Source organism: Bartonella sp. AP11XZML (assembly GCF_042196445.1).
GTDB lineage: Bacteria > Pseudomonadota > Alphaproteobacteria > Rhizobiales > Rhizobiaceae > Bartonella.
This window is the reverse complement of the sequence record NZ_JBHIQF010000096.1, coordinates 1-23850: the sequence shown is the minus strand read 5'-3', so window position 1 is coordinate 23850 and position 23850 is coordinate 1. Positions and strand designations below refer to the sequence as shown.

General features: G+C 36.5%; 17 protein-coding genes and 1 rRNA gene. 10 read left to right on the top strand and 8 right to left on the bottom strand.

The genetic code is table 11. The annotated features are described in order from the left end of the window. Positions 1–1559: 1559 nt before the first annotated feature. Positions 1560–1889, bottom strand: coding sequence for a TIGR01244 family sulfur transferase (locus tag ACFIMG_RS09730; RefSeq protein ID WP_375632881.1), 330 nt, complete (start codon positions 1887–1889; stop codon positions 1560–1562). Positions 1890–2675: 786 nt separating this feature from the next. Between ACFIMG_RS09730 and ACFIMG_RS09725 the strand changes: the two genes are divergently transcribed. The 10 genes from ACFIMG_RS09725 to ACFIMG_RS09680 all read left to right on the top strand — a co-directional run bounded on the left by ACFIMG_RS09725 (position 2676) and on the right by ACFIMG_RS09680 (position 9799). Further along, entirely contained in the window at positions 2676–2849 is a 174-nt protein-coding gene (locus ACFIMG_RS09725) for a hypothetical protein (RefSeq protein ID WP_375678464.1), read from the top strand. 33 nt (positions 2850–2882) lie between these two features. Further along, positions 2883–3512: a ParA family partition ATPase gene (gene parA / locus ACFIMG_RS09720; protein ID WP_375678463.1), complete on the top strand. Its 630-nt coding sequence runs from the start codon at positions 2883–2885 to the stop codon at positions 3510–3512. Continuing rightward, on the top strand, positions 3509–3739 hold the full coding sequence (locus tag ACFIMG_RS09715) for a plasmid partition protein ParG (RefSeq protein ID WP_273790969.1): 231 nt from the start codon (positions 3509–3511) through the stop codon (positions 3737–3739). Before parA ends, ACFIMG_RS09715 begins: the two co-directional genes overlap by 4 nt. Before the next feature lie 935 nt (positions 3740–4674). Beyond that, positions 4675–4941, top strand: coding sequence for an EexN family lipoprotein (locus ACFIMG_RS09710; protein ID WP_375678462.1), 267 nt, complete (start codon positions 4675–4677; stop codon positions 4939–4941). Positions 4942–4944: 3 nt separating this feature from the next. Beyond that, entirely contained in the window at positions 4945–5157 is a 213-nt protein-coding gene (locus ACFIMG_RS09705) for an EexN family lipoprotein (RefSeq protein WP_375678461.1), read from the top strand. Between the two features lie 46 nt (positions 5158–5203). After that, positions 5204–5473, top strand: a complete 270-nt coding sequence (locus tag ACFIMG_RS09700; protein ID WP_375678460.1) for an EexN family lipoprotein — start codon at positions 5204–5206, stop codon at positions 5471–5473. A 3-nt stretch (positions 5474–5476) separates the two neighbouring features. Further along, complete coding sequence (locus ACFIMG_RS09695; protein WP_375613558.1) at positions 5477–5695, top strand: EexN family lipoprotein; 219 nt, start codon at positions 5477–5479, stop codon at positions 5693–5695. A gap of 758 nt (positions 5696–6453) precedes the next feature. Continuing rightward, positions 6454–6603 carry a hypothetical protein gene (locus tag ACFIMG_RS09690; protein WP_375678459.1) on the top strand — a complete coding sequence of 50 codons (150 nt, stop codon included), beginning with the start codon at positions 6454–6456 and terminating at the stop codon, positions 6601–6603. A gap of 2413 nt (positions 6604–9016) precedes the next feature. Then, positions 9017–9223 carry a hypothetical protein gene (locus ACFIMG_RS09685; protein ID WP_375678458.1) on the top strand — a complete coding sequence of 69 codons (207 nt, stop codon included), beginning with the start codon at positions 9017–9019 and terminating at the stop codon, positions 9221–9223. Between the two features lie 171 nt (positions 9224–9394). Beyond that, complete coding sequence (locus ACFIMG_RS09680) at positions 9395–9799, top strand: flagellar protein FlgN (protein WP_273790974.1); 405 nt, start codon at positions 9395–9397, stop codon at positions 9797–9799. 404 nt (positions 9800–10203) lie between these two features. Here ACFIMG_RS09680 and rrf read toward each other — a convergent pair. The 7 genes from rrf to ACFIMG_RS09645 all read right to left on the bottom strand — a co-directional run. Then, positions 10204–10318, bottom strand: a 5S ribosomal RNA gene (gene rrf, locus ACFIMG_RS09675). 285 nt (positions 10319–10603) lie between these two features. Further along, positions 10604–10735: a hypothetical protein gene (locus ACFIMG_RS09670; protein ID WP_375678457.1), complete on the bottom strand. Its 132-nt coding sequence runs from the start codon at positions 10733–10735 to the stop codon at positions 10604–10606. Between the two features lie 933 nt (positions 10736–11668). Further along, on the bottom strand, positions 11669–14809 hold the full coding sequence (locus ACFIMG_RS09665; RefSeq protein WP_375678456.1) for an autotransporter outer membrane beta-barrel domain-containing protein: 3141 nt from the start codon (positions 14807–14809) through the stop codon (positions 11669–11671). A gap of 135 nt (positions 14810–14944) precedes the next feature. Continuing rightward, positions 14945–16939: an autotransporter outer membrane beta-barrel domain-containing protein gene (locus ACFIMG_RS09660; protein ID WP_375678455.1), complete on the bottom strand. Its 1995-nt coding sequence runs from the start codon at positions 16937–16939 to the stop codon at positions 14945–14947. 140 nt (positions 16940–17079) lie between these two features. Continuing rightward, positions 17080–19428, bottom strand: coding sequence for an autotransporter outer membrane beta-barrel domain-containing protein (locus ACFIMG_RS09655; RefSeq protein ID WP_375678454.1), 2349 nt, complete (start codon positions 19426–19428; stop codon positions 17080–17082). A gap of 543 nt (positions 19429–19971) precedes the next feature. After that, a complete protein-coding gene (locus ACFIMG_RS09650; RefSeq protein WP_375678453.1) occupies positions 19972–22494 on the bottom strand; it encodes an autotransporter outer membrane beta-barrel domain-containing protein in 2523 nt (840 codons plus the stop codon). 1163 nt (positions 22495–23657) lie between these two features. Further along, on the bottom strand, positions 23658–23850 hold a 193-nt coding region (locus ACFIMG_RS09645; protein WP_375678452.1), incomplete at its 5' end, for an autotransporter outer membrane beta-barrel domain-containing protein.

The window sequence follows — 23850 nt, the reverse complement described above, 5'->3', positions numbered from 1 at the left end:
TGCTGACCAATCACGTAAACGAGAATGAAGCTGCTGGAAAATGCTTTAAGTTTCGTTTCTCTTGTATATTGTGATGGGGAATGCATATTAAGGAGACTGCGATTGATTGTAGATAAAAGAAATCATTGCGAGAAAGCAGGTGTATTGTTTCAAAATTTCTAATGCTTTTGATGGATAAAGGCACAATTTTGTTGTCGTAACACGTCAATCTTTCAGATTTTCAAGTTAAAAACTATCCATATATTTCCTTTGTCTTTCACAAATGTAACGCCTATAATGAAAAGGAAAGACAGTCTTGTAAGGATATGAAAACACAAAGCCAATAATGTTTTGTTGTTTTTGATAGAAATATTGGATAAAAGTTAGAACATCTTTCCAATCTATGTTCGGTCTATTCGTGACTGTATCGTATTGTTTTTCTTATAAAACTTTTTCTTTAGTGTTCCTCAATGCGAGCAGTATGTTTGAGATAAAGATTAAGGCGCTTTAATGCTCTCTCTACTGTTACAGCTTTTGTATGCTAGATGAGGAGAGCCCTATTGCATTATCCATTTGCGTATTCTCTGAAATCAATCTGCAGCCTTATTGGGGAAAAATATGAAGTTATCAAGGGAAAAATCAGTCCAGATAACTGTCTTTTTTAAATTCGGCTTTGCCACTTTCAAAAGTGTCCAGAGCAATATCTCTTAAATCGTGAAAATAACAGCTTCAGGCTTTTGTTGTTCTTTGCATAGGATATCAGGTCCCACAGGTAAAATAAAATGCTGGAATATCCTTGTTTTGCTAATTTATGCACTTCTTTTAAAGAAATATCTCTCAACGCTTCTCATATTCATTTTCATGATGGCTCTCATGAATGGTATCATGCAAGTTTCGTTGAGCGCTATCATCTTTATGCCTAATAAAAGAGCAATCCGACACCATCCGTTATATTGACAAGCTTTTAGTGTTGTACAGTCTAGGCTATTTGAGAGCGTTTATGAGAGGGATTTTTTCTTAACTCGTTTTATTTCACACGAACACTTCCTGCTTGTGACATGCAAGAAACACGCTTTTGATTGCTTCACTATAAATAGACTTGAGAGAATCTTACGGTATTAGGATTTCTCACTCAACGTGCAAAACAATTAATTGTTATAAATCAATATATTGTAGTTAATCATAGATTATGGCTTACGGCTTTTTTATAAAATACTCTGCATGCCTTTTATTCGGAATATGGGGTTTTCTTAGTGGTTTTACTGTCGTTTTAGGTGTCTGTGGCGTACGAATGAGTTCGTATTGGTAAAGGAAGAGAAAAAGAAGGTGGAGCAGTGATAAAAGGTGAGGTGAAAATAATTTTCTTCGATCATCATATGAATTTTCACGCATTTTTATGGCTTCGGGTGTGTATGCTTGTTGTATATTGAGCAGCAAAGCTTGCTTGTAGAGTTTTATGAAGTGGCAAGCCAAGGGAAAGGCGCAAGACAAAGATTATTGACAGATTGTTTTTTACAAATCGATGTGTATTTAAGAATTTTCGTCTTTTAAGGTGCGGAGGAAGTGTGCGAATCCTCTGTTTAAAGACGCGCTAAACGATAAAGATGCAGCGAGCGTGCTCCGTGATGACAATAGGCAAGAAGAGGCAGAGAGGCTGTTTTTAAAATTGTTTGCATGGCTTCAACAGCTGACTTTTCTATAGTTGGAGGAGAAATGGGAATGTGATAGGCTTTTATGCCATATTCATTTGCGACCGTTTTAATGCTAGAAAAGTCAGGTTGATGGAGCTCTTCGTGATCGGGGCGGTTACAGATAATTGTTTTAAAACCAGCTTGTGCCAATGTTTTGATATTTTCTATGCTAATTTGGGCGCTGATAAAAATATCAGGTTCAATTTGTTGTAAATTCATTTTTGTTTATTCCCAATTGCACGATCTTCACGATACCCTCTGGTCTGGTATATAGAAAGAACATAATGAAGGTAAGTTTTTCAGTGGCATCTTAACAAAAATATTCTTTTTGTCGAGAAGATCTATTTGGGAAAAATGAGCTGTAAGATGCAAAATATCTCACTCCGCAACATGTTCGTTATGCGATTTATGAAAGACGGATGTTTGGTCTTTATGGATAATCTATAGTGTTTACTAAACATAGACATTTCATTGTATTGCTTGTTTACACGCTTGCTAGAGGTATCCTTATTTTTCTTAAGCCCATTTTACTTTGTCGAGCGTCAAAGAGTATAAAATTCATGGATCAGCACCCTTTTTACGCTTATGAAGAAGGAAGTCGGTACCATTGTTATATTTGCCAACCCCCAATATTGTAATAGTTCTTGGTACTTGAGATTCTGCATAAGAAGCATTTTAAATCCTTTCTTGTACAGTTTTTACCCACACGCCAGCCCTGCTTGTACGTACAAGAGATATGATTTTGATTAATTTAATATAAGAGGCATGAAATGAGAGAATCTTCCTGATTTCGGCTCTCTCATTCAACGTGCAAAACAATGAATTCTCCTTATAGTTTGTTGTATATTCAGAGTGGAGCTTGTTTGTAGAGTTGCATTAAGTGGATTGCATGAAGGGAGAAGCCCAAAAGGCCGGCGCAAAATAAGAAGCTGGATCATTTACAGCGCATTGTTTACAGATCGACATGGATTTAAAAATCTTTGTTTTAGGGTGGGGAAGAAGAGCATGCCTCTTTTAAATTTATTTTGTTATTTTCAAGAATATCATCTTCATAATGTTTTGCTCATGTTAAAAGAATATTATAAAAAATTGCGGGCTATTGTTATTTATCCTGAAAATGGGAGAAATGGTTATTTTGCACGTATTGGATGCTTGTTTCTTTTATTACTTTCTGTATAATCGTAAAAACGATAATGCTGAAAGGCGTAATAAATGATCATTGGACTTTTGAATCAAAAGGGGGGTGTCGGAAAAACGACATTGAGTGTTAATCTTGCGGCCAGTTTTGCTCGGACCGGTGCAAGGGTATTGCTTATTGATGTTGATCCACAGGGAAGCGCATTGGATTGGGCTGCTGCGCGTGAAGATGCACCTTTGTTTTCGGTTATTGGTTTACCGCGTGCAACGGTTCACAAAGAGATTACACAGATTGGTTATGGTTATGATCATATTATTATCGATGGTCCTCCGCGTGTGACGGATCTTGCTCGTAGTGCTCTTATGGCTTCGGATTTGGTGCTTATCCCTGTTTTGCCTAGTCCCTATGATATTTGGGCAGCGGATGGAATTGTAAAGCTGATTGACGAAGCACGTGTTTATAAAGAAAATCTTAAATCGGCTTTTGTTATTAATCGTAAAATCGTCAATACAGCGATAGGGCGTGATGTGAACGAAGCTCTTGGCATATACCCCGTACATGTTCTTTCTTCTAGCGTTGCGCAGCGTGTGATTTTTGCAGAAGCAGCAGCACAGGGAAAGGCGGTTTATGAAGTTGATAAGCAAGGACCAGCAGCAGCAGAGATTGAAGCGGTTGCAGCGGAAATCAAGGAGTTAGCGCGATGAATAAAAAAATTAAAATCGGCACAAAACCAACGAATAAATCAATCCCTTTAACAGCGGATGCATGGGTAGGAAGCCACAAAGGGAGCATGAGTGGAGGTATGAAGCGCCTCACGATTGATATACCAGAAAGTTTGCATCGGTTGATTAAGGTCAGTTGTGCAAGTCGTGGAACTAAAATAGCTGATGAGGTCCGCGAATTGCTTTCACAAAAATACGGAAAAGTGTAAAAAAGGATACGATAATTTCGTTGCTTTGAATGCTTTTTCTAGAGATGATATTGATTGTTTTTATACGAAGTTAATAATAAAAGCGCTCTTCCTTTTTCACGATGGTTGCTTCATTCAAGTTGTTTTTCATAAGGTTCTGTATTATCTCATGAAAGAGCTATGAGTTTGCGAAAAATTCTCCGTTTCAAACTTTTCCCTATAAATGTGATAATCATCATACTACTTGTGATCTTATCCGCTAGATGAATAGATAAGTTTCTTCTTCCATAAAAATTATCTTGATAATGATTTAAAACATCAGGTTATTTTTTTGTTTATTTTACTTAATACATGCGTAAATAATGTAATTAAGAGTAGCGTTGATTATTTTTTTCTGTTATGCAGCAATCCGTTTTATTAAATTATATTCATGTTTATAAAGGGGGGACAAAAATAAGTAAAATTTACTGATATTGACGCGCTATAATTTTTCCTAATAAACAAAAGAAGTCATTGAGTATATTATAGAAAATATTTCTTACATTTATATGATTTTATAGTCTTAAATAGTTAATGCCAGTTGTAATGGTACGCAAGGCAATAGGCTTTTTTCTTCAATTGGAATGTATAAGATCGCTTTTTTAGCATTTCTATTGGCTTTTAAAAAGTACAGGGGGACTTAAAGCTTTCTTTCTTTTCCGGTGGTTTAGAAATGATAAGAGCGCAATTAGTTGATTAAAAGCTGTATTCTTTCGTTTGCAGGGAATTTGCAATGGGTATAGGCATGACGAATTTTGGGTAAGATATCGTGCTGCTTCTCGTTACTAAGAGGTTCTTGAAGGAAAAGAAATGATTAAAAAGCTTTTTGAAAATGCACAATGAACCGAATGTACAATTTTAATCGGGTGCTAAATTGTGTCCTAAACTTTGTAAATTTGAAAAAGGGGAATTTATTGATGAATAAAGCCATTATTATAGCATTGCTGGTTTGTACTGGACTTTTCGTTGCTGGTTGCGAAAAAACTTATAGCGTAGCGGAATTTAAGAAAGATCCCAAATTACTCAATCAGTGGTTAGAGAAATGTTTTATTGCAGGAAGTTTTGATTCAAAAAATTGTAAAAACGCAGAACAAGCTGAATTAGAAACTCGTAAAAAATGGGGAATTTTTGGCTCTGGAAAGGACGACCAAGAAAAAACTGAAGATAAAAAGGAAGGGAATTAAATTATGAATAAAGTCATTATTACAGCATTGCTGCTTTGTACTGGACTTGCTGTTACTGGTTGTGAAAAAACTTATAGTGTAAAAGAATTTAAAACAAATGAAAAATTATACGAGGAATGGGCAAAGAAATGTGAGAACGATGGTTCACCGCTCAAATCCTCTCAAAATTGTAAAAACCTTCGACAAGCATATGTAGAACTTTTTTTAAGGCCCTAAATTGTGTCCTAAACTTTGTAAATTTGAAAAAAGGGGAATTTTATTGATGAATAAAGCCATTATTACAGCATTGCTGGTTTGTACTGGATTTGTCGTTTCTGGTTGTGAAAAAACTTATAGCGTAGCGGAATTTAAGAAGGATCCCAAATTACTTGAGCAATGGGCAATGAAATGCATGATATCAGAGGATTTAGATTCTCAAAATTGTAAAAACGCAGATAAAGCGTATCGTGAAGTTCATGCCCGAGATTGGCCTGGTTCAAGCTTTGTACATGATGACGAGAAAAAAACTGAAGATAAAAAGGAAGGGAATTAAATCATGAATAAAGTTATTATTACAGCATTGCTGCTTTGTACTGGACTTGTCGTTGCTGGTTGCGAAAAAAACTACAGCGTAGCGGAATTTAAGAAAGATAAAACATTACTCGAAGAGTGGGCAAAAAAATGTGAAAAGCTGGATCAATCTTCTATGGAGAAATCTAAAAATTGCCAACATGCCAGACAAGCATATATGGAACTTATGTTTGGCATTAATTAAAAACATACAGTTCAATAAATAAGGAATTGTTTAGTTCTTGATTCTATTACGTTTTTTAGGATCTCTCTAACTTTTAGAGAGTCTTTTTATGGCTTCAAGAATTAGTCGTTTACGATCAGTACTCTTTGTGTAAACGGATGCTATACTGTCATTTGTTCAGCCCAAAAGTGCTTTCAATTGTAGATAGTATTGCCTCCCAATGAGTTGTTATGTGTTACTGCTAATTTCGGAAAAATTAGGAGGAAACATTTGTTTGGAAATTACTTTCTCTGTTTTAATAAAGAGAAAAACATTCTGAATAGAATTATTATCGTTTCATACTCAAATGTTTTTCTCAAACTATTTTTAAAAAATTTCTTTTGATTTGAGAATATTATAACATTCGTTAAGTTGTGAGGCCGTTTTGCTAGGACGGTTTTGCCGGATGTGTGAGGAATTGAGTGCTCTCCACATCTTTTCATTTTTCTCCTCTCTTTTCTGAGTTTGCAAGGTTTTTCCTTGTTATTTTTTTATCTTAATTGTGTCGTGATATTATCATATTGAGCGGTGGAGCGCATATAAAACTTTACGTATGAGGTGTTTTTTGTTCTCGAGTGTGTGATGAATGTTTTTCTGAATAACACTTTGATTTATAAAAATAATTTAATTATTTTATACTGAATAAGGATCTCGAATAACGTAAGATTCTCTTATTCCAAATCTGTTCTCGGTTGAATTAATTAAAACCATCTTCTTGCATGGTACAAGCGGGGAGAGCCGTGTGGATAAAAACTGTTGAAGAAAGACGTAAAAATGCCTCTTATGAATTATCTCAAGTGCTAAAGGTTTTGTTGGCAACATTTGGGGCTGGAAAAGTGTGTGATGCTGCTGGTTTATTCTCTCATAAGGGTAAAGATGGTGTTCAATAGATTATCATAAGCTTCATGAAATATTATTCTTTAGAATTGTGATATGCCCTGAAGGGGAAATTTACTCAATAAAGAGACAAATTATTTACAGATCATATCTGATAGAAAATTTCGTTTTTTAAGGTGGGAGTGAAGTTGAGATTCAAGATAGCGTGAAAAGACGGACACTGATGGGTAAAAATGCATACAAAAAGCAGAGTTTATACTCAAATAGTTGCAAGCGATGTTTGAAATTAGGTGTGTGGTTTATCTGTAGAATTAAAATTTTGCTTTGCTCTTATGTGAAATTAAGATGCTCATTTGCACAGATTATAAAAAGCCAAAAGAGTATGCTTAGTATATTTCTATTACGAGAACTAAAATAACAACAAAAGCATTGATGGTGATAATCAAGGTTGAATAAAGCATAGCGGCTTTTACGAGATCAGCCATAAAAACCTCTTTCTGTTCTTTTTGAGGTGATTTTATGAATAACAATATGTTACATATCTGTAATATATGCTGATACAACATATTCGGCAAGCTTAAAATCGTTCCTTTTTTTATAAAAGCTTAAGGAGTTGGAGTATTGTGAATCCTAAAAAAGAAAGCTTTAAAAGGACTATTGATTGATTTTGTAAGTTTTGTGTTGCTGGAAACTTTTTTTATCCTGTTATGCTATAAAGCACTGTCATTTATAACGGTAATATAAGACATATAAGTTTTCTTGGAACGTTTAAGTATTTTTTAGTGTACGATGAATATTCGTAGGTTTATTTGTTGAGCCTTTCGTTTAAGTGAATCAGATGAGGGGAAAGTCAGGAGAAGATCGTTTGACAAAAATTCGAACTGCGTACAGAGCCGATTGAGTTAAGATCTTGGTCCTTTAAGGTGAGCGGCGGAAGACAAAAATGTTTTCTGATCGTTTATCTCATAGAAAGATTGGTTAATGCTGCTCTAATGGGGCATGTTTTGCACAAAAGTAAAGAACGCTCCAAACGAAATATACTTATGTTATATATTTGTATTGCATATTTATGTACTTGTTTTAAAGAAATATCTCTTAACGCACACGAAAGACATTTTACGATGACATTCGTAAATGGTATAGCGGTAAATGTGAATAGTATAACAGTAAAGCTCTCGTGAAATAATATAAACTTTGAATAATATAAAATCTATAAAATGCTATCATCTTTATACTTATGAAAGAGCAAGTCACAATCATCGTACGCTTGCTTCCAATGTTTATTATAGTTCTTGGCATTTGCTAAGGTTCATAAGAAGTCTTTTTCTTTCAGCGTATTTTATCAACACATCAGCGCGTTGTTTGTGATGTGCAAGCAAGTGATTTTAATTTATTCAACATGGAATAGATTTGAAATGTGATGATTATGAAAGAGAAGAGCTGCATTTAAAAGGTTGAAAACGAGAGAAAGATCGTAAACAAAAATTGTACCTTGATTATAAAATGATTGTTTCTCTGTTTTTATACCAGTAGCGCATGTAAAGTCGCGATATTAAGAGCAAACTGTGTTATGGAATGAAATAATCTGTAAGAAGATGCTGTGAAAATTCTGAAAATATCAATGGGGGGAGCGTTAAGCATTATGCATTGGATAATATTTTGATTTATAGATGATAATCTATCGTTATTCAACTTGAATTAGATCCCTTAATACTGGAAATTTTTTCATTCCAAATCTGTTTCGTGGTGAATTAACCAAAACAATGTCTTTTGCAGTTACAAGCAGGGAGCTCTCATGCGCAGAGAAATTGTACAAGAAAGGCCATGCTTTATGAACCGTCTCAAGTGCCAAGGGTATCAGAACATAAGGGGTTAGAAAAATATGTGATGGTGCTGGCTTGCTTCTTTTATTAAGCGTAAAGTGCTCAATGGATTTTATACATGTCATGGAAGATTTATCATTATACCATTGATGGGCCGCGGTGCGAAATAGGCTTGGGTGCACTTAAGAGAAATTTCTTTAAAACAAGCGCGTAAATATGCGATTGAAGACGTATCGAACTGATTGGCTAAGAAACTCTTGAAAAGGTTCAAAAAATCTTATATAGTCGTTCATTGCAAAGAAAAGCGAATGATAATTTAAAAAAGGAAGATTGATGGCTGTTTAGCTATTTGAAGATGTCTTTTTTTATATTGCTGTATGGCTGATCTGTTCAAAAGAACATTCTTTTTGTGTTTTATGCGAAATACTGCATGTGTGCAGAAAGAGCATGGGAGAGGGGGTGTCCTTTTGAATGGGTGCAAACTGATCTTGTCGGGCGCCATCTTATGGGGCGCTGGAAGGTATACAAGTTTAAGTGCAGAGAGAGCCATAAGGTTATGGAGGGTAAGGTGCTTCTATCAGTAAAATGCTGAAATTTTTAATGGGCTTACGTCTTTATATGCTGCAAGATAGGCTGCGTTTTTTTGTCGGCAGATATTTTTGTGGCTGAAGTTCTCGTGAAAGCATTGTTATTTTCTGTTGAAGATGAGCTCGTGATAAAATCGGCAAGGCGAAATAGACAGAGCAAATATGGAAGTTTCGATATTGCTGGAAGGTTTAAGTCTATAGCGTTTTTATGGACTAGTATAGCCGCAATGATGGTTTTGGAGCAAAGCAAGAAAAATATTTGAGAGAACGCGTTGAAAGTTGAAGTGGTATACGCTTTGAAGGATTGTCGTGCTGTTGTTTGAGCAATGTTTGCACCACGAGCTTGGTTGAGTGTATCAGCATTGAAGAGAACCTGTTTAATCTCCCTCATTTAGAAAGTAAGATTGAACAATAGTGTTGAAGGGGAAGTAAAAATGTCTGTAGTGCAATATGGTGATGATAGTTTTGCGGCAAAAGCAAAAGTTCTTGATAACAACCTTATTGATCGTGATTGGGCGATGACAAAATTTGTTGCTGCTGTTAAAGGATTAGCTCAAGTTGTTGATTATGAAAGCAATATGCTAGAGAGTAGTGGTGTTCCAGATTACGAAGAAATAAATTTGCGTAAAATACGTGGTTTGCGTGATCTTAATAAATCCATGAGTGATGTGAAGCGCTATATGAATCAAGATATTGAGCATGAGGTTGAAAGTTTGTTGTCTGATTTACAAGAAAAATTACAGCGTAATAGTGAATTACTTCAAACACATTTAAATGCAGTTAATGATCTTTCTAGAGCTATACAGCTATCTGGACGTGCAAAAGAAATAGAGGAATAAATTCAAATCTGATTAATACGGGCTGTTCTAAGTAATGACAATGATTAGGTAGGGCAGTTGATTTAGATAAATAGTGCGTTTAGTGAGTAGACTTGTTTTAAGTGCATTTGGATATTTAAATTATTATCCTGATGTACTGTAAAATGCTGTTCTTAAAACAATGTCTTTTAAGGTGTCGTGATGTGAACCGCATGCTGTGGGAAGCTGGCTGGAAGAGGACTAAGAGAAGGCGGATTATTTACAGAGCATTGTTTGCAGACTGAGTTAATAGGGAGCTTCATTTTTTAGTTTAGGGAAGGCGATTAAGAGGATATTTAGACCAGCCTGTGATGCCTTAAAAACAGCTTCCTTGGGGTGTGGTAATGTAAGGTTTATACATTGAGTCTTTTGCTTGCATTTAGCAGATCTGGCGGCGACTTACTCTTCCTTGCCTTAAGGCAAAGTACTATCAGCGCTGGAGTGTTTCACGGCCGAGTTCGGGATGGGATCTAGTGCGTTCACTCCGCCATAACCACCAAGTCAGCAAAAAGCATGAATGATGAAGAGTATGTGATGAATATTGCCTATAAGCTTCATGGAATATTGTCCTTTAAAGTGTGGTGATATGACGCGGTTCGTTGTTTAAATCTATATGCTTGAGATAAAAATTAAAGCGGTTTATTATTTCCTTCTGCTGTTTTTAGTTTTTGTATGTCAGATTGGAGAGAGCATCCAGATCTGAGTGGATATAGTGCGTATATCTTTGTTGGCGTAATATTTGAAATGGGGAGGCAATCTCATTGGGAAAGAATAAAGAGGTAGAAATCAGCTTCCCTCTGTTCCGCCGTTCTTTAATTTAGCTTTATGTCTTTCAAAAGTATCTAAAGCACTATCTGTTAAATAATGAAGATTCCGCATTGTTTCACGCTTTTTTATTGTGTTTTTTACTGCGGGCATGTCCTTCATGCACGACAAAATACTCAAAATAGAATGGATTTGTTATTCCTAATTCACGGCCTTGTTTTAAAGAGATATCTAAGCTCTCAAGTCTATTTCGTGATGGTGTTTGTGGGGCGGCGCAACGACATCTTTGATACAACGGTGCTTGTGAATGGTATAATAAGAAAGTTCCCATGGAAATAATATAAAATCTATAGGGCGCGACCATCTTTATGCTTAATAAAAGAGCAAGTTGATATTGTTATATTTTTCAACACTGTCATATTCTTTGTTTGATCCCAATGTTGCTACAGCCCTTGTCACTTGAGATAGTTCATTAGAGGCATTTTTAATCCTTTCTTAATAGTTTTTATCCCTATGGCTCTTCCCCCTTGTCACTTGTAAGAGATATGGTTTTTGTTGATTCAACATGGAACAGGTCTAAAATGAAAGAATCTGACGATATTCTGGATTCTCATTTAACATGGAAAACAATTAATTGTCTTTATAAATCAATATCTTGTCTTATAATGGAGCTGCTGTAGAATTGAGATTTTAGAGGAAAAACTTGCCTTTAAGAATTTATACCAGATACTAGTCTTTATAGTAGGTATATTAAATGTACATCATCTAAAATAAATGGAGCGTCCACAGCGAAGAAGGGGCTGACTTTTTTTAAATCGGCATGAATGCTTATTCTGTTGTGCTGTAAAAACATCATCGCTTGAGGTGTGGTGATAATATAAGACATAAAATTTTATGCATGGGGTATTTTGATGAGAGAATGTTATGGTATTTAGCTTTTTATTCAATATGCAAAAGAAATATTATAAGTCAAAATCTTCTTTGATGTGATAATGATTTTTGAGAATTAAAAAAAATATATAAATTTAAATAAAAAAGCAGCACTTTGTGCTGCCTTTTTTATTTAAGTTAAAATTAACTTCTGCTTTAGAAACGATAACGTATTCCGCCAGACAAATTGGTGCCAGATACACCGGCTTTTTGCAGTTTTTGCCGATAGCTGATATCGGCGTTTAGTACGATATTTTGAGAAAGATATGCATTCACCCCCATGCCTCCCTCAACTGAAGAGCCGGTAGGATCAACATGAAAGGTATCAGCAATTTTTATTGTTTTACCATCGCCAAAAGTTCTGATAACATTCATTTTACCATAGAAGGAAACAGCCTTGTTTTCTTCAACAGCCATTATCGTTTTTGTTAAACGTCCACCAAAACGGATCAACCATTGATGTGGATTGCCCATGTCTACTTTTAAGCCATTGGTATCTGAGAAAATATCAAACATGAGATTTTGATAAATGAATTGAGCTTGTGGTTCAAAGACAAGCCCTTTTGTATCGGTTGCTAATTTCTGACCAATGGTTGCAGATATATTAAGCATCTCGGTACCATCCAATTTTGCGGCATTCCCAACAAGAGCTGTGGTAATATTTCCTTTTAAGGTTCCGTAAGAAAGAAGAGCGTTGACATATATACCGTTGCTATGCTGGATGCCGCTATAAGCGGTAAGTGACCATTTATCAAGCGTTGTCTTTTCAGAATCTTGCATCTCTTTTGGCGTAAAGGCAAGCTTTCCGTACGTTCCTAAAAGACCAAAATGTGCGCTTATGTCTTTGCTTTCTAAGGCGGCTAATATGCCCCCTAATTGTAAGGCAGTATAGTTTACATCAGCACCATAACCATAGTGCAGTGGATCGCGGTTGGAAGATAGGGTGACCTTCTCGCCGTAGGAAGAGAAAAAGATACCATTCTTTTTATTGTCTTTTGCCCCAAATACTGTTGTTTGCATATTGTCTAACAACGTGTTTTGATTGTTTACATCAGTAAATCCAGCAGAAAATAAAGTATTAGATATGGTTAAATAGTTTGCTACCTGTGGTAAAAGGGCTCGAACTTTTTTGTCTTTATCAATGTAGGCATTCTGTAAGCGGAAATCCCAGAAATCACTATTCTTCTTGCCAAAAAGATTTTGGCTCTCATGAGATGTTCCAGGCTTATAGCCTGTGAGTACATATTTATAAGGTTGTTTCCCTATTGTCATATAGTTTCCTGCTAACGTGAAGGAATTTTCGTTTGCTTGTCCGGAAACTTGAATGATTGAAATCCCATGTGTCCCTAAAGGAAGAGAAGCCATCTTCTCTGCCCAAACAGCAGAGCTATCGGTTTGGAGATTGATGTGAACAACAGTACTTCCTGAGACATCACCATTAATCACAATGCGATCAGTTTGTTGTTCTGTGATAGGAGAATGTTTATCCCATTGAGTGTTTACATAAATCTCTGCAAGACCCGCTGTACTATAAACTGCTGCTGTGTGAGTTGTTTCGTCTTCTTGCGAAAGGTTAGATCCTATAAACAGAGTTTGATAATGTCCCTCAATGGGCTTGTCAAACATAATGGCACTGTTTGTAAGATGCAATTCAGAAAGATTAGAGTATGATTTTTCATCAACACCAAACTGTCTATAGTCATTTAAAATATTATCATTATTTGTGGCATTTTTATTCGCCTTTACAAGCCATTTCGTCCTCTCTTTTAGATCAAAAACTGTTCTATTATCTTTAGAAGTTCTTACCCGACCTTCTAAAGAAGAGTGGTCTGCAACTAATGTAATGGTGTTTGTGGAGGCACTTTCGTTCTTGATATTTTTTAATAAAATATCGGCATGAACTTCTGAATTTTTAAGGTTGACTTCCCCGTTTACGCCTGTTCCATAAAGGTTGATACCGCTACCATGTTCAACGAAAAGCTTTGTATTCTCTAGGGTTACTTTATCAGCAATATTGGCTACATCTTGTTCTTGAACGGCATTGGTGTTCCTTTCAGCATTGCGTGTATATCGTTTTCTAGGGGCATTATACGGATTGTTGCGGAAAATAATACCGTCTGCTTCATAATTTCCCGTGACATGGACGCTTGAATCCTTAAGTTTGATTGTGCCCTCCATGTTTACCAAACCAGCTGTTTCTGCTGTTACAGTAATGCCTGTAGCATCAATTTCTCCACCATCTGATACACTTAGTGCAACAAAACGCGCATCAACTGTTCCCCCTATCATGTTGACTTTTGAATTATTTCCCTCTGCATGTACAGCAAAACCATTGTCTTGAATTTTTTTGTTATGTAGCGTTATGATCTTACCGTTTTTAGCTTCAACTCCAGCGCTTATATCCTCAATTTGTGTAGACTTTTCAGGTTGTTTTATTGGTGATATTGGTTTTTCAATCTCTGATTTTTCAGATATTTTTTGTGCAGATGAAGATTGCACTGGCGCTGGTTTTGCAGATTTTGGTGGTACCAGTAATGTTGTTTTTTCAGTTTCTACTCTTAAAGATATTGGCTGTGCGAGTTCTGGTTCATTAGATGTTGGTATTTGCTCTGTTGTTGGTTTTGTAGGTTCCGTTCTTGTAGGTTCAGACTTTGTAAGTGCTGGTTGTAAATTCGGTGAAGGTTGTGTAGGTTCTGGCTGTGAAGACACAGCAGAATTTGATAGTGTTTTTTCGCTGGAAGAGTCTGCAGAAGAGGAGGGCGTCCCTGAACGTCTTCTAGATTTTGCTTCCATTCCTGTTGTTGAAGATTGTATAATAGGAGTGTTTTGTGTTGTAGGGTTAGATTGTACACCTTCTGTAACTTTAGTCTTTGGTGTTTGTGTACTTCCTTGACTAAGATCAGAGTTTTGTTTTGAAGAAGAAATTATATTTCCAGCTGAATTTCCTTCAAGTTGTGTTTTGGGAGTTAGAGTGCTTGTAGAAGTAGGCGTTGTAAGTTTACTTCCTGTAGAAATAGGGCTTGCGCTCGTTCTTGTGGAGCTAGGTGCTGTAGGGGGAAGGAGGCCATTAGGGGTTGAAGATGGATATGATGGCATAACTTGCCCGATTCCATCATATAGATCTTTATACGGATCAAAAACTCCGGATAGATTTATTTGTGACTTGACACGAGCAGGTTGTAGAGAAGAAGAATCTATCGTTGTTGATGGATTTGTACTATGAATAGCATAAGACATACTGGTGGAAGAACAAAACAGAACTCCAGAAACTGTGTATAGTAAGAAGCTTTTTTTCATATGGATGTATTCCTAAAATATTTCTCCCCTCTCTCATAAAAAATAAAACTTTGGCCTCATTATGTCTCTTTTGTAAGAGACAAAACGAAACATAATGAGAGCGCGTTATATTTCAAGATAGGAATACAAGTATTTTTAAAAGTGATAGCGCATTCCAGCGGCAATATTTATTGCAGAGATGCCAGCTTTTTTGAATTTATGTTGATAGCTGATATCACTATGAAGCTCTATATTTTGTGATAAGTGCGCCTGAATACCAAAACCACCTTCAATTAAAGATTCCATAGCAGCAAGCGAAAAGTTTTCACTAAAAGTTTTGATCATGTTCAGTTTTCCGTAGAAGGAAAGGGCATGGCCTTTGTTTTGTGTCAAACGTCCACCAATACGGAGCAACCATTGATGAGGTTTGCTTATGTCTATTTTAGAGTTATCGCCATCTGATTTAGAGTTATCGTCATCTGATAAAGAACTCTTCTCTGATAAAGAACCAAGCATGAGACGTTGATAAACAAGTTGTGCTTGCGGTTCTAGGATTACACCTTCCAAACTGGTTGACAGTTTTTGACCAACAGTTGCAGCGGCTCCTAATGTTTTACTATTCTTCACTTTTGAGGTATGTTTGATGAGAGCTGTAGCGTGATTTTCTTTGAAAATTCCATAAGAGAGAAATGCACTTGCATAGATGCCACTGTCATGCTGAATATTTCCATATGCGGTGAGTGACCATTTATCAAACATATTTTTTTGAAAGCTCTCCTTGTTTTTAGGAGTAAAAGACAATTTCCCATATGTTCCGAAAAGACCAAAGTTGCTGCTGATATTTTGATCTTTTAGCGCTATTAGTGTTGCTCCTGCTTGCAATGCAGCATAGCGAATATCTGCTTGGATACCATCTTGTTTTGCTTGAACCTTAGAAGAAAAGGTGCTTTTATTGCCATAAGAGGATAAGAAAACGCCTCTCTCTGGATGATCTTTGGGTTCAAACATTGTTATTTGCATATTGTCTAACAAGATATTTTGATTGTTGACATCACTAAACCCAACAGCAAACATCGCAATAGGCATGGTTAAAGAACTTTCTCCTTGTGGTGTAAGAGTTGTGCTTTTTTCTGTTCCACCAAGAGAAGTAGAAGCTGCGGTTGCTTTATCATCATCTGTAAGTTTAGAGGAGCTCTCTGTCGCAGCGGTAGCGGTATTCTCAACCTTTGGGAGCAATTTCATATGCGCTTTTTCTGATGTATTAAGAGTCGTTTTTGATTCCGAGGAAGTGGTGTTTGTTTGGGGATCAATATCAGATTGCGAATTTTCATTTATTTTAGGCTGTGTAATTCCATGACCTGTTCTTATGGATGAAGTGTCCGTTGGAGGAGGGGATGTTTTTTCTTTTCTCTCCACGTTGGTTATTCCATCCGCGTTCAAAGTCTCTAATACTGCTTTGCGTAAAGTATTGGAAAGTTCCTTGTTTTGTCCTTGTAAGGCAGTATCCACTTGTGCCGCCTTATGTAATATTTCTGCTGTATTTTGCAGTTTGTGCCAATCACGATTGTCTTGGCTTACCCATTGTTGGTGTGCAGCATTAACACGCTGTTGGTTATCAGCTTCAAGGATTGCTGCCGCCTTTACGGCATCGGAAACTGCTTTGTCGTAGCCACGTAATAAATTTTCTCTTGTTTTTAATCGATTCTGACGTAATTGTTCAAGTTTTGCTCTGGCTTGCATTATGCGGTCCGCATCACGATTAAATTGCTCTGACATAGCACGAGCGTATATAGAATCTCTTCCTTTCTGCATTTCCTCTCTATGATCAGGAGTTGCATAACGACCGATCCCTGAGAAATATCTGTTAATTTGAGTTCCTGAATCATCTAATGCTTCTTGAAGTACTTGATTGAAGTGCAAATTATCCTCCATCATGGCGCCAGAGGCTATCTTCTCAAGATTCTTTTCTGCTTGTGTTGGTGTGTTTATTAAATCAATGGCATGGCGATATTGTTCAGGTAATTTCATAATCCCTTCAATGGCATGGCGTTCCTGGGGGCTTAGAGCAGAGGCGGTGCTGGTAGATGTGAAATTAAAAGAAGAAAAAAATAAAGCACAAGCGGCTGTACATAACAAAAGATTCTTATGCATAGAGATGTTCCTTAAGATATTTTCTTTGTTTTGCTAAAAATGAACTACTTTTTGACACATTACGGTTTTTTGTAATGTAGTTAAGCAGCACTGTTTTCATCTCAGCGCTGCTTATGCGTCAAAATAGAGAGTTAAGATTTCTAAAAGCGATAACGCATTCCTCCGGAAAAATTAATTCCAGAGAACCCAGCTTTTTGAAGTTTATGTTGGTAATTAACGTCAGTATGAAGTGCGATATTTTTAGAAAGCTGCGCGTTAATGCCAAGTCCACCTTCAAGGGAAGAGCCCATAGAATCGAGATGGAAAGATTCCATAACATCGATAGTGCGCTCCTCACCAAAAGCTTTGATGACATTCAATTTACCATAAAAAGAAAGAAAACGATCTTTTTCAATAGGAAGTATTGTTTTTGTTAAACGCCCTCCAATACGGACCAACCATTGATGAGGGGGCTTTATATTAACTTGGAAGCCATCAATATCTGAAAGAGTGCCAAAGGCAATATGTTGATAAATAAGTTGTACTTGTGGTTCAAAGGACAGCCCTTCAACACCAGTTGCTAATTTTTGTCCAACGGTAGCTGATATATTTAATGTATCCGTATTGTTTAATTCTGTGGTGTTGCCGATAAGGGCTGTTGTAATATGTCCGTTTAAAATGCCGTAAGAGAACAGTGCATTAATATAGAGACCATTGTCATGGTGGAGATTTCCATATGCCGTAAAGGACCATTTATCCAGTATGCTTTTGTCAGAACCTTCCATGTCCTTTGGCGTAAAAGCGAGCTTTCCATATGTGCCTAAAAGACCAAGATTCGCGGTTATATTTTGATTTTCTAACGTTGTTAATGTCATGCCTGCTTGTATAGCAGCATAGTGAACATTAGCACCATAACCATATTCCAATGGACTACGGCTGGAAGATAACGTCATCTTGTTGCCATAAGTCGATAAAAATATCCCTTTTTGTTTATGACCTTCTAATCCAAAAACTGTTGAGTGCATATTATCTAACAGTGTATTTTGATTGTTTATATCAGCCAAGCCAGAGGAGAATATTGCATTATGCATAACCAAATAGCTTGCCATTTGAGGAACAAGAGCTTTGATTTTTCCTTCATCATCAAGAGTCGCATTTTGTAGACGGAAATCCCAAAACTCTTCACTTTCTTGCAAGAGACTTTGCTGTTTGTCAGCTCTCCCACGGCTGGATGTTGGTCCATAGCCATTTAATACATATTTATAGGGCAATCCACCCATTGTAGTGTAGCCATTTGCCAGCGTGAAGGCGGCTTCCTCTGCTTTTCCAGACACCTGAACAAGTGAGAGACCACGCGCATTCAAAGGAATTGAAACTTCATCATCATCGAATGGTTCTGCACGCTTTGAAAGATTGTTGAAATAGATCGTTGTGGTGCCTGAGACATTACCATGAACGAGAACACGGTCAGTTTTTTGTTGTTCTTTTATAAGACCATTACTCCATTCGGTATTAAAGTAAATCCTTGCGTTGCCCAATGCATTGTAAACCGTTGTTGCATCGGAGCTTCTGTTTTGCTCTGCTTTCGCAGCTTCAGCTGTTGGCTGTTTTCCCACATGCAAGGTTTGATACTGATTGTCTGCTAGTTTATGCGGCGCATTAAATATAATAGAGCTATTATTAAGGTTCAATACTGAGACAATAGACTGTGCACGTTGTTTAATATCAGTGAGCAAGTATCCTTTAGAGCTGTCAAATTCTTTGTCTACTTCAAATTGACTAATCTTTAGGGACCACTTGCTGTTATTGTTGAGAGTAAAAATCGTTGTATTTTGAGGTAAAGTCTTTGCTCGTCCTTCTATAATCGAATTGTCAGCGCTTAATATAAAAGTGCGAGGATCGATATCTTTTGAGTTTTCTGGGATTTTATTTTTTAATAATATATCAGAACGAATTTCTGAACTTTTAAGTTCTACCGCAGCAACAGATTTTGCATAATCTGGTCCTAGAATACCAATACCATTTTCAACAAGAAGTTTTGTGTTGGTAAGAATTGCTTTATTGATAACTTTTTCGCCCTCTTTTACTTGGGAACTTGGGATGTAATCAAAAAGGATACCACGACTTTTGTGATGTCCGGAAACATTTATGATTGAATCTTCAATATGGATGATGCCGTTTGAAATTTCTAAACCACGGGAATTTGATTTTCCTACAGTTTTTTTAGCATGAATACGTCCACCTGTTGTTGCGGTAAATAAATTTGAGTCTGAACGCATTGTTGAATTTGTAATGGTGATAAAGGCTTTGTCATCAGCAACCACTGTTGTATATGCGCTGCGGATAAAAACGTTATTAAAGGTTTTTTCTTCTCCTGCTTTATCCGCACGAGCCATAACCATTGTAGGAGCTGATGTATTTGCATAAGTTGAACCGAAATGAGAAAAAATCAAAGTTCCAGCAATTGTACATAACAAAAAATTTTTCTTATAAATATATTTCTTACACATAGATATGCCTTTAGTATTTGGTATGCTTTGATGCTTACTTCATTCCCCTGATGGCGCAAGTACCCAGACAGTTTCTATATCATTATGTTTTTATTGTAAACAACAAAACGAAACATTGCGTCGTGTTCTTTATCGTTTAAAAAATGATTTTAGAAGAGCTTTTAAAATAGAGATTGCAGTTAGAAACTATGAATTGCAGAAAAGCTAGATTGATCAGTATTCCGTTTAAAAGTGTTAAGAAACAAAATATTTTGCAAGGATGTTTGTTGCTTAAGGCTGTTGTTATGGAAACTTTACAAAATTTTTGGAGAAGCTGTTGTTGTGTGCTTACAAAAAGCTTTTAATTGATTTTCTTACACAGATAAGTATTCATTTAGAGATAACAGATTTTATTACATTTGGTTTGAGTGAGATTAATTGGCTCAAGAAAGGTGGTAGAAAGAATAGTTGTTAACGGTTCTTTCCGATAGATTGTAAAAAGGCAGTACATTTGCACTGCCTTTTATTAAAATGAATAGAATATAAATTGTTTTTTGCGTTTTCTTAAAACTGATAGCGTATTCCGCCTGAAAAGCTTGCTCCGGATATACCAGTTTTTTGAAGCTTATATTGATAGTTAACATCAGCATGAAGGGCGATATTTTGTGATAATTGTGCATTTACACCAAATCCACCTTCAAGGGCAGCTCCTATAGAATCAAGGTGGAATGGTTCACCAATCTGTATCGTACCATTGTTAGAAAAAGCTTTAACAATATTCAATTTACCATAGAAAGAAAGAATACCGCCGTTTTCAATAGAAAGCTTCGTTTGCGTTAAGCGTCCACCAACACGCACTAAGTATTGATAAGGATTTCCCATATCCACATCAAAGCCATCGACATCTGAGAGTGTGCCAAGCATGAGGCGTTGATAAACAAGTTGTGCTTGTGGTTCAAAGACCAATCCTTTCCTACTGGTTTCGAACTTTTGTCCAATGGTTGCTGATGCACTGAATGTATCAGCATTTTTCAATTCTGCAGTCTTTCCTATGAGAGCTGTGGTGATATCTCCCTTGAGCATTCCATAGGAGAAGAGTGCATGGATGTATATCCCATTATTATGGCGCAGCCCACTATATGCAGCAATTGACCATTTATTGAGTGTACTCTTGTCAGCACCTTCCATGTCTTTAGGGGTGAAAGCTAATTTCCCATATGTCCCCAAAAGACCGAAATTGGCGGTCATGTTTTGATCTTCTAGAGCTGCTAATGTAATGCCTGCCTGTAAAGCTGCATAGTGAATATCGGCACCATAGCCATATTGTAATGGCGTACGGTGAGAGGATAATGTCATCTTATTTCCATAAGTTGAGAAGAAGACTCCTTTGTTTTTATGATCTTTTGTCTCAAAGGTGTTTTCCTGCATCGAGTTGAGTAAAGTGTTTTGATTGTTTATATCAGCCAGTCCAGCTGAGAATAGTGCGTTAGGCATGGACAAATAGCTTGCCACTTGAGGAACGAGAGCTCTGATCTTTCCTTCATTATCGAGAGTCGCATTTTGCAAGCGAAAATCCCAGAAATTTTGATTTTTTTCCAAAATGTTTTGTGCGTTGTTTGCTTGTCCAAGGGATGATGAACCGGTATTTTGCGCTTCTTTCTCTTTTGGTGAAACGCCTTCAATCATTTTTCCTGATGCTGATATCGTGTAGATTGTGTAGTCTTTGAGGGTGTTTTCTTTTGATTCTTGTGATATTCCGCTAAAATGACTTTGTGTGCTATCGGCTGTCCCATGGCTGGATGTTGGACCATAGGCTTTGAGTATATATTTATAGGGCACCCTCCCCATTGTGGTGTAGCCGTGTGCAAGTTTGAAGGAATCTTCATTTGCATTTCCAGAAACTTGAATGAGTGAAAGACCACGCATATTCGAAGACACAGAATCTTCAGCTTTTAATATCTCACCTTTCGCAAGGTTCTTGATATGGACTGTTGTGCTGCCTGATACATCACCATGAATAAGGAGGCGGTCAGTTTTTTGCTGTTCTTTTACTAGACCATCACTCCATTCAATATTAAAATAAATTTTTGCATCGCCTGTGGCATTGTAAACTGTATTATAAGTGCTTTCTATATCGGGGATTGTACTTCCCTCAGGTCTACGAACCTCAGCTGTTCGCCCTACATACAAGGTATGATAATGATCTTTTTCCCGCCCTTGTGATGTCTTAAATATGATAGAACTATTATTAAGATTCAGTACGGAAACGGTAGAAAGGGCTCGTTGTTTCATATCACTGAGCTCATAGTTAAACACATTAAAGTCAGTATCGACTTCCTCTTGAGAGGTCTTTAAGTACCATTTGCTCTTGTTATTCAGAGTCAAAACCGTTGTATTGACTTTTAAAGTTCTTGCTCGTCCCTCTATTGTTGAATTATCAGCGGTTAATGCTAAAGTTACAGGAAGAGTATCGTTGTCATAATATTTACGTTTCGTTTTATTTCTCAATAATACGTCAGATCGAATTTCTGAGTCTTTAAGTTGAACTTCAGCAACGGCTCTTGAGCAGTAGGGACCAAGAATACCGGTACCGTTTTTCACAAGAAGTTTTGTATTGCTAAGAACAACCTTATTGACAACTTTTTCTCCACTTTTCAGTGAAGAATCTTTTGTTTCATAAAAAACGATACCACCGGCACCTCCTCGTTGGACGGTTATGGTTGAATCTTCAACGTTGATTATACCATTCTTTGTTTCTAAACCTTTGTACACTGTATTTGCTTTAATTTCTTTAGCATGAATGCGTCCACCTGCTGATACAGAAAGTGCAGACATTTCCGTGTGTATTGTTGATTTTACAATTGTGATAGCTGCTTTATCATGCGCTAATATTCCAGGTCCTTTATCGCGGACAAGAACATTATTTAAAGTCTTTTCTTCTCCCTTATTTAATTCAATCTTCCCCAAAATTCCAGGAGTTTCAGGAGCTGATGTATTTGCATAAGTTGAACCGAAATGAGAAAAAATCAAAGTTCCAGCAATTGTACATAACAAAAAATTTTTCTTATAAATATATTTCTTACACATAGATATGCCTTTAGTATTTGGTATGCTTTGATGCTTACTTCACTCCCCTGATGGCGCAAGTACCCAGACAGTTTCTATATCATTATGTTTTTATTGTAAATAACAAAACGAATTATATCGATGGTGTTCTCTATGATTTGAAGTTTTGCTTCAGAAAAACTTTTTTCATGATCATAAAAAGTCGAGAAAAGTGGATTTCATAAAACCTAGCTTGGTTAAGCTTATGCTAAAAGCACTATGAAGTATGATATTTAAAAATTGTCTATTAAAGATAATCGCTATAAAAGCTCTATAGCGTTGAGATGTATTATTTGATGCATTCACCAAAACGATCAGCAAATTTTTTCTGCTATAAAAAGAAGAGATGAGGGGGCTATTCACAGGCTTTCTTTAAAGAGGCTAAGGGTACCAAAGTCCATTTTTCTAAGGAAGCACAGCCCATTTCGCGATGGTGTTTATGAATGCTATAACGCTAAAGCCATAGAGTCCCATCATTTTTATGCTTACGAAGGAGCAAGCCCGTCACACATTTTGCTAGCTCCCAATGTTTGTGACAAGCCCTTGGCACTTGAGGCAGTTCATGAGAGGAATTCTCAGGCTTTTCTTATATAACTTTTCTCCACACGCCAGCCCTGCTTGTAACGTGCAAGAAAATTTTTAATTGATTCAACATAAAACAAGTTTGAAATGAGAGAATCCTACGATATTAGGGACTCTCATTCAACATGGAAAACAAAGAATTATCTTTATAAATCAATATACTGAATGGAATGAGAGGGATAAGCATTGTCAAAATGATTTGCCTAAAAACGGTACATGGACATATAAATGAATCCTTACAGGGTGGTGTTAAGCTAATGGATTGAAGAAACAGGAGGATAAACATAGAAAAAGTATGAAGAGAGAGTTTCTTTTATCATTATCTTTTCCAATGTAGTCTTCTTTATATTGTCTAAAAATACACTTTGCTTAGCTTTATAGACAAATTCGATAATGAATATGCCGCGCGACTCGTGTAAATAGGATGGAAGGAGATTATTGAGGAGAAAGAAAAAAGTTTTAGGGGATAAGAATAGTAGCTTACATAGATTAAAAAAGGCAGTATACTATACTGCCTTTTTTATTAAATTGAATAGAATGAATAGGCTATTTACAGCCTTGATTTAAAACTGATAGCGTATACCACCTGAAAAGCTTGCACCACTTATACCAGTTTTCTGAAGCTTTTGTTGATAGCTTACATCACCATGAAGCGAGAAATTGTGGGAGAGTTGTGCATTGATGCCAACGCCGCCTTCAATTGCAGGTCCCATAGGATCAAGGTCAAAATCTCTGCCAATCTGGATGGTACCATTA

Excerpts from the sequence above, each read along its gene's own strand:
- ACFIMG_RS09655 (WP_375678454.1), bottom strand. The coding sequence starts at position 19,428 with ATGTGTAAGAAATATATTTATAAGAAAAATTTTTTGTTATGTACAATT.
- ACFIMG_RS09725 (WP_375678464.1), top strand. The coding sequence starts at position 2,676 with ATGCCTCTTTTAAATTTATTTTGTTATTTTCAAGAATATCATCTTCAT.
- ACFIMG_RS09665 (WP_375678456.1), bottom strand. The coding sequence starts at position 14,809 with ATGAAAAAAAGCTTCTTACTATACACAGTTTCTGGAGTTCTGTTTTGT.
- ACFIMG_RS09705 (WP_375678461.1), top strand. The coding sequence starts at position 4,945 with ATGAATAAAGTCATTATTACAGCATTGCTGCTTTGTACTGGACTTGCT.
- ACFIMG_RS09650 (WP_375678453.1), bottom strand. The coding sequence starts at position 22,494 with ATGTGTAAGAAATATATTTATAAGAAAAATTTTTTGTTATGTACAATT.
- ACFIMG_RS09700 (WP_375678460.1), top strand. The coding sequence starts at position 5,204 with ATGAATAAAGCCATTATTACAGCATTGCTGGTTTGTACTGGATTTGTC.
- ACFIMG_RS09710 (WP_375678462.1), top strand. The coding sequence starts at position 4,675 with ATGAATAAAGCCATTATTATAGCATTGCTGGTTTGTACTGGACTTTTC.
- ACFIMG_RS09715 (WP_273790969.1), top strand. The coding sequence starts at position 3,509 with ATGAATAAAAAAATTAAAATCGGCACAAAACCAACGAATAAATCAATC.
- ACFIMG_RS09670 (WP_375678457.1), bottom strand. The coding sequence starts at position 10,735 with ATGCCCGCAGTAAAAAACACAATAAAAAAGCGTGAAACAATGCGGAAT.
- ACFIMG_RS09695 (WP_375613558.1), top strand. The coding sequence starts at position 5,477 with ATGAATAAAGTTATTATTACAGCATTGCTGCTTTGTACTGGACTTGTC.
- ACFIMG_RS09680 (WP_273790974.1), top strand. The coding sequence starts at position 9,395 with ATGTCTGTAGTGCAATATGGTGATGATAGTTTTGCGGCAAAAGCAAAA.
- ACFIMG_RS09730 (WP_375632881.1), bottom strand. The coding sequence starts at position 1,889 with ATGAATTTACAACAAATTGAACCTGATATTTTTATCAGCGCCCAAATT.
- ACFIMG_RS09660 (WP_375678455.1), bottom strand. The coding sequence starts at position 16,939 with ATGCATAAGAATCTTTTGTTATGTACAGCCGCTTGTGCTTTATTTTTT.
- parA (WP_375678463.1), top strand. The coding sequence starts at position 2,883 with ATGATCATTGGACTTTTGAATCAAAAGGGGGGTGTCGGAAAAACGACA.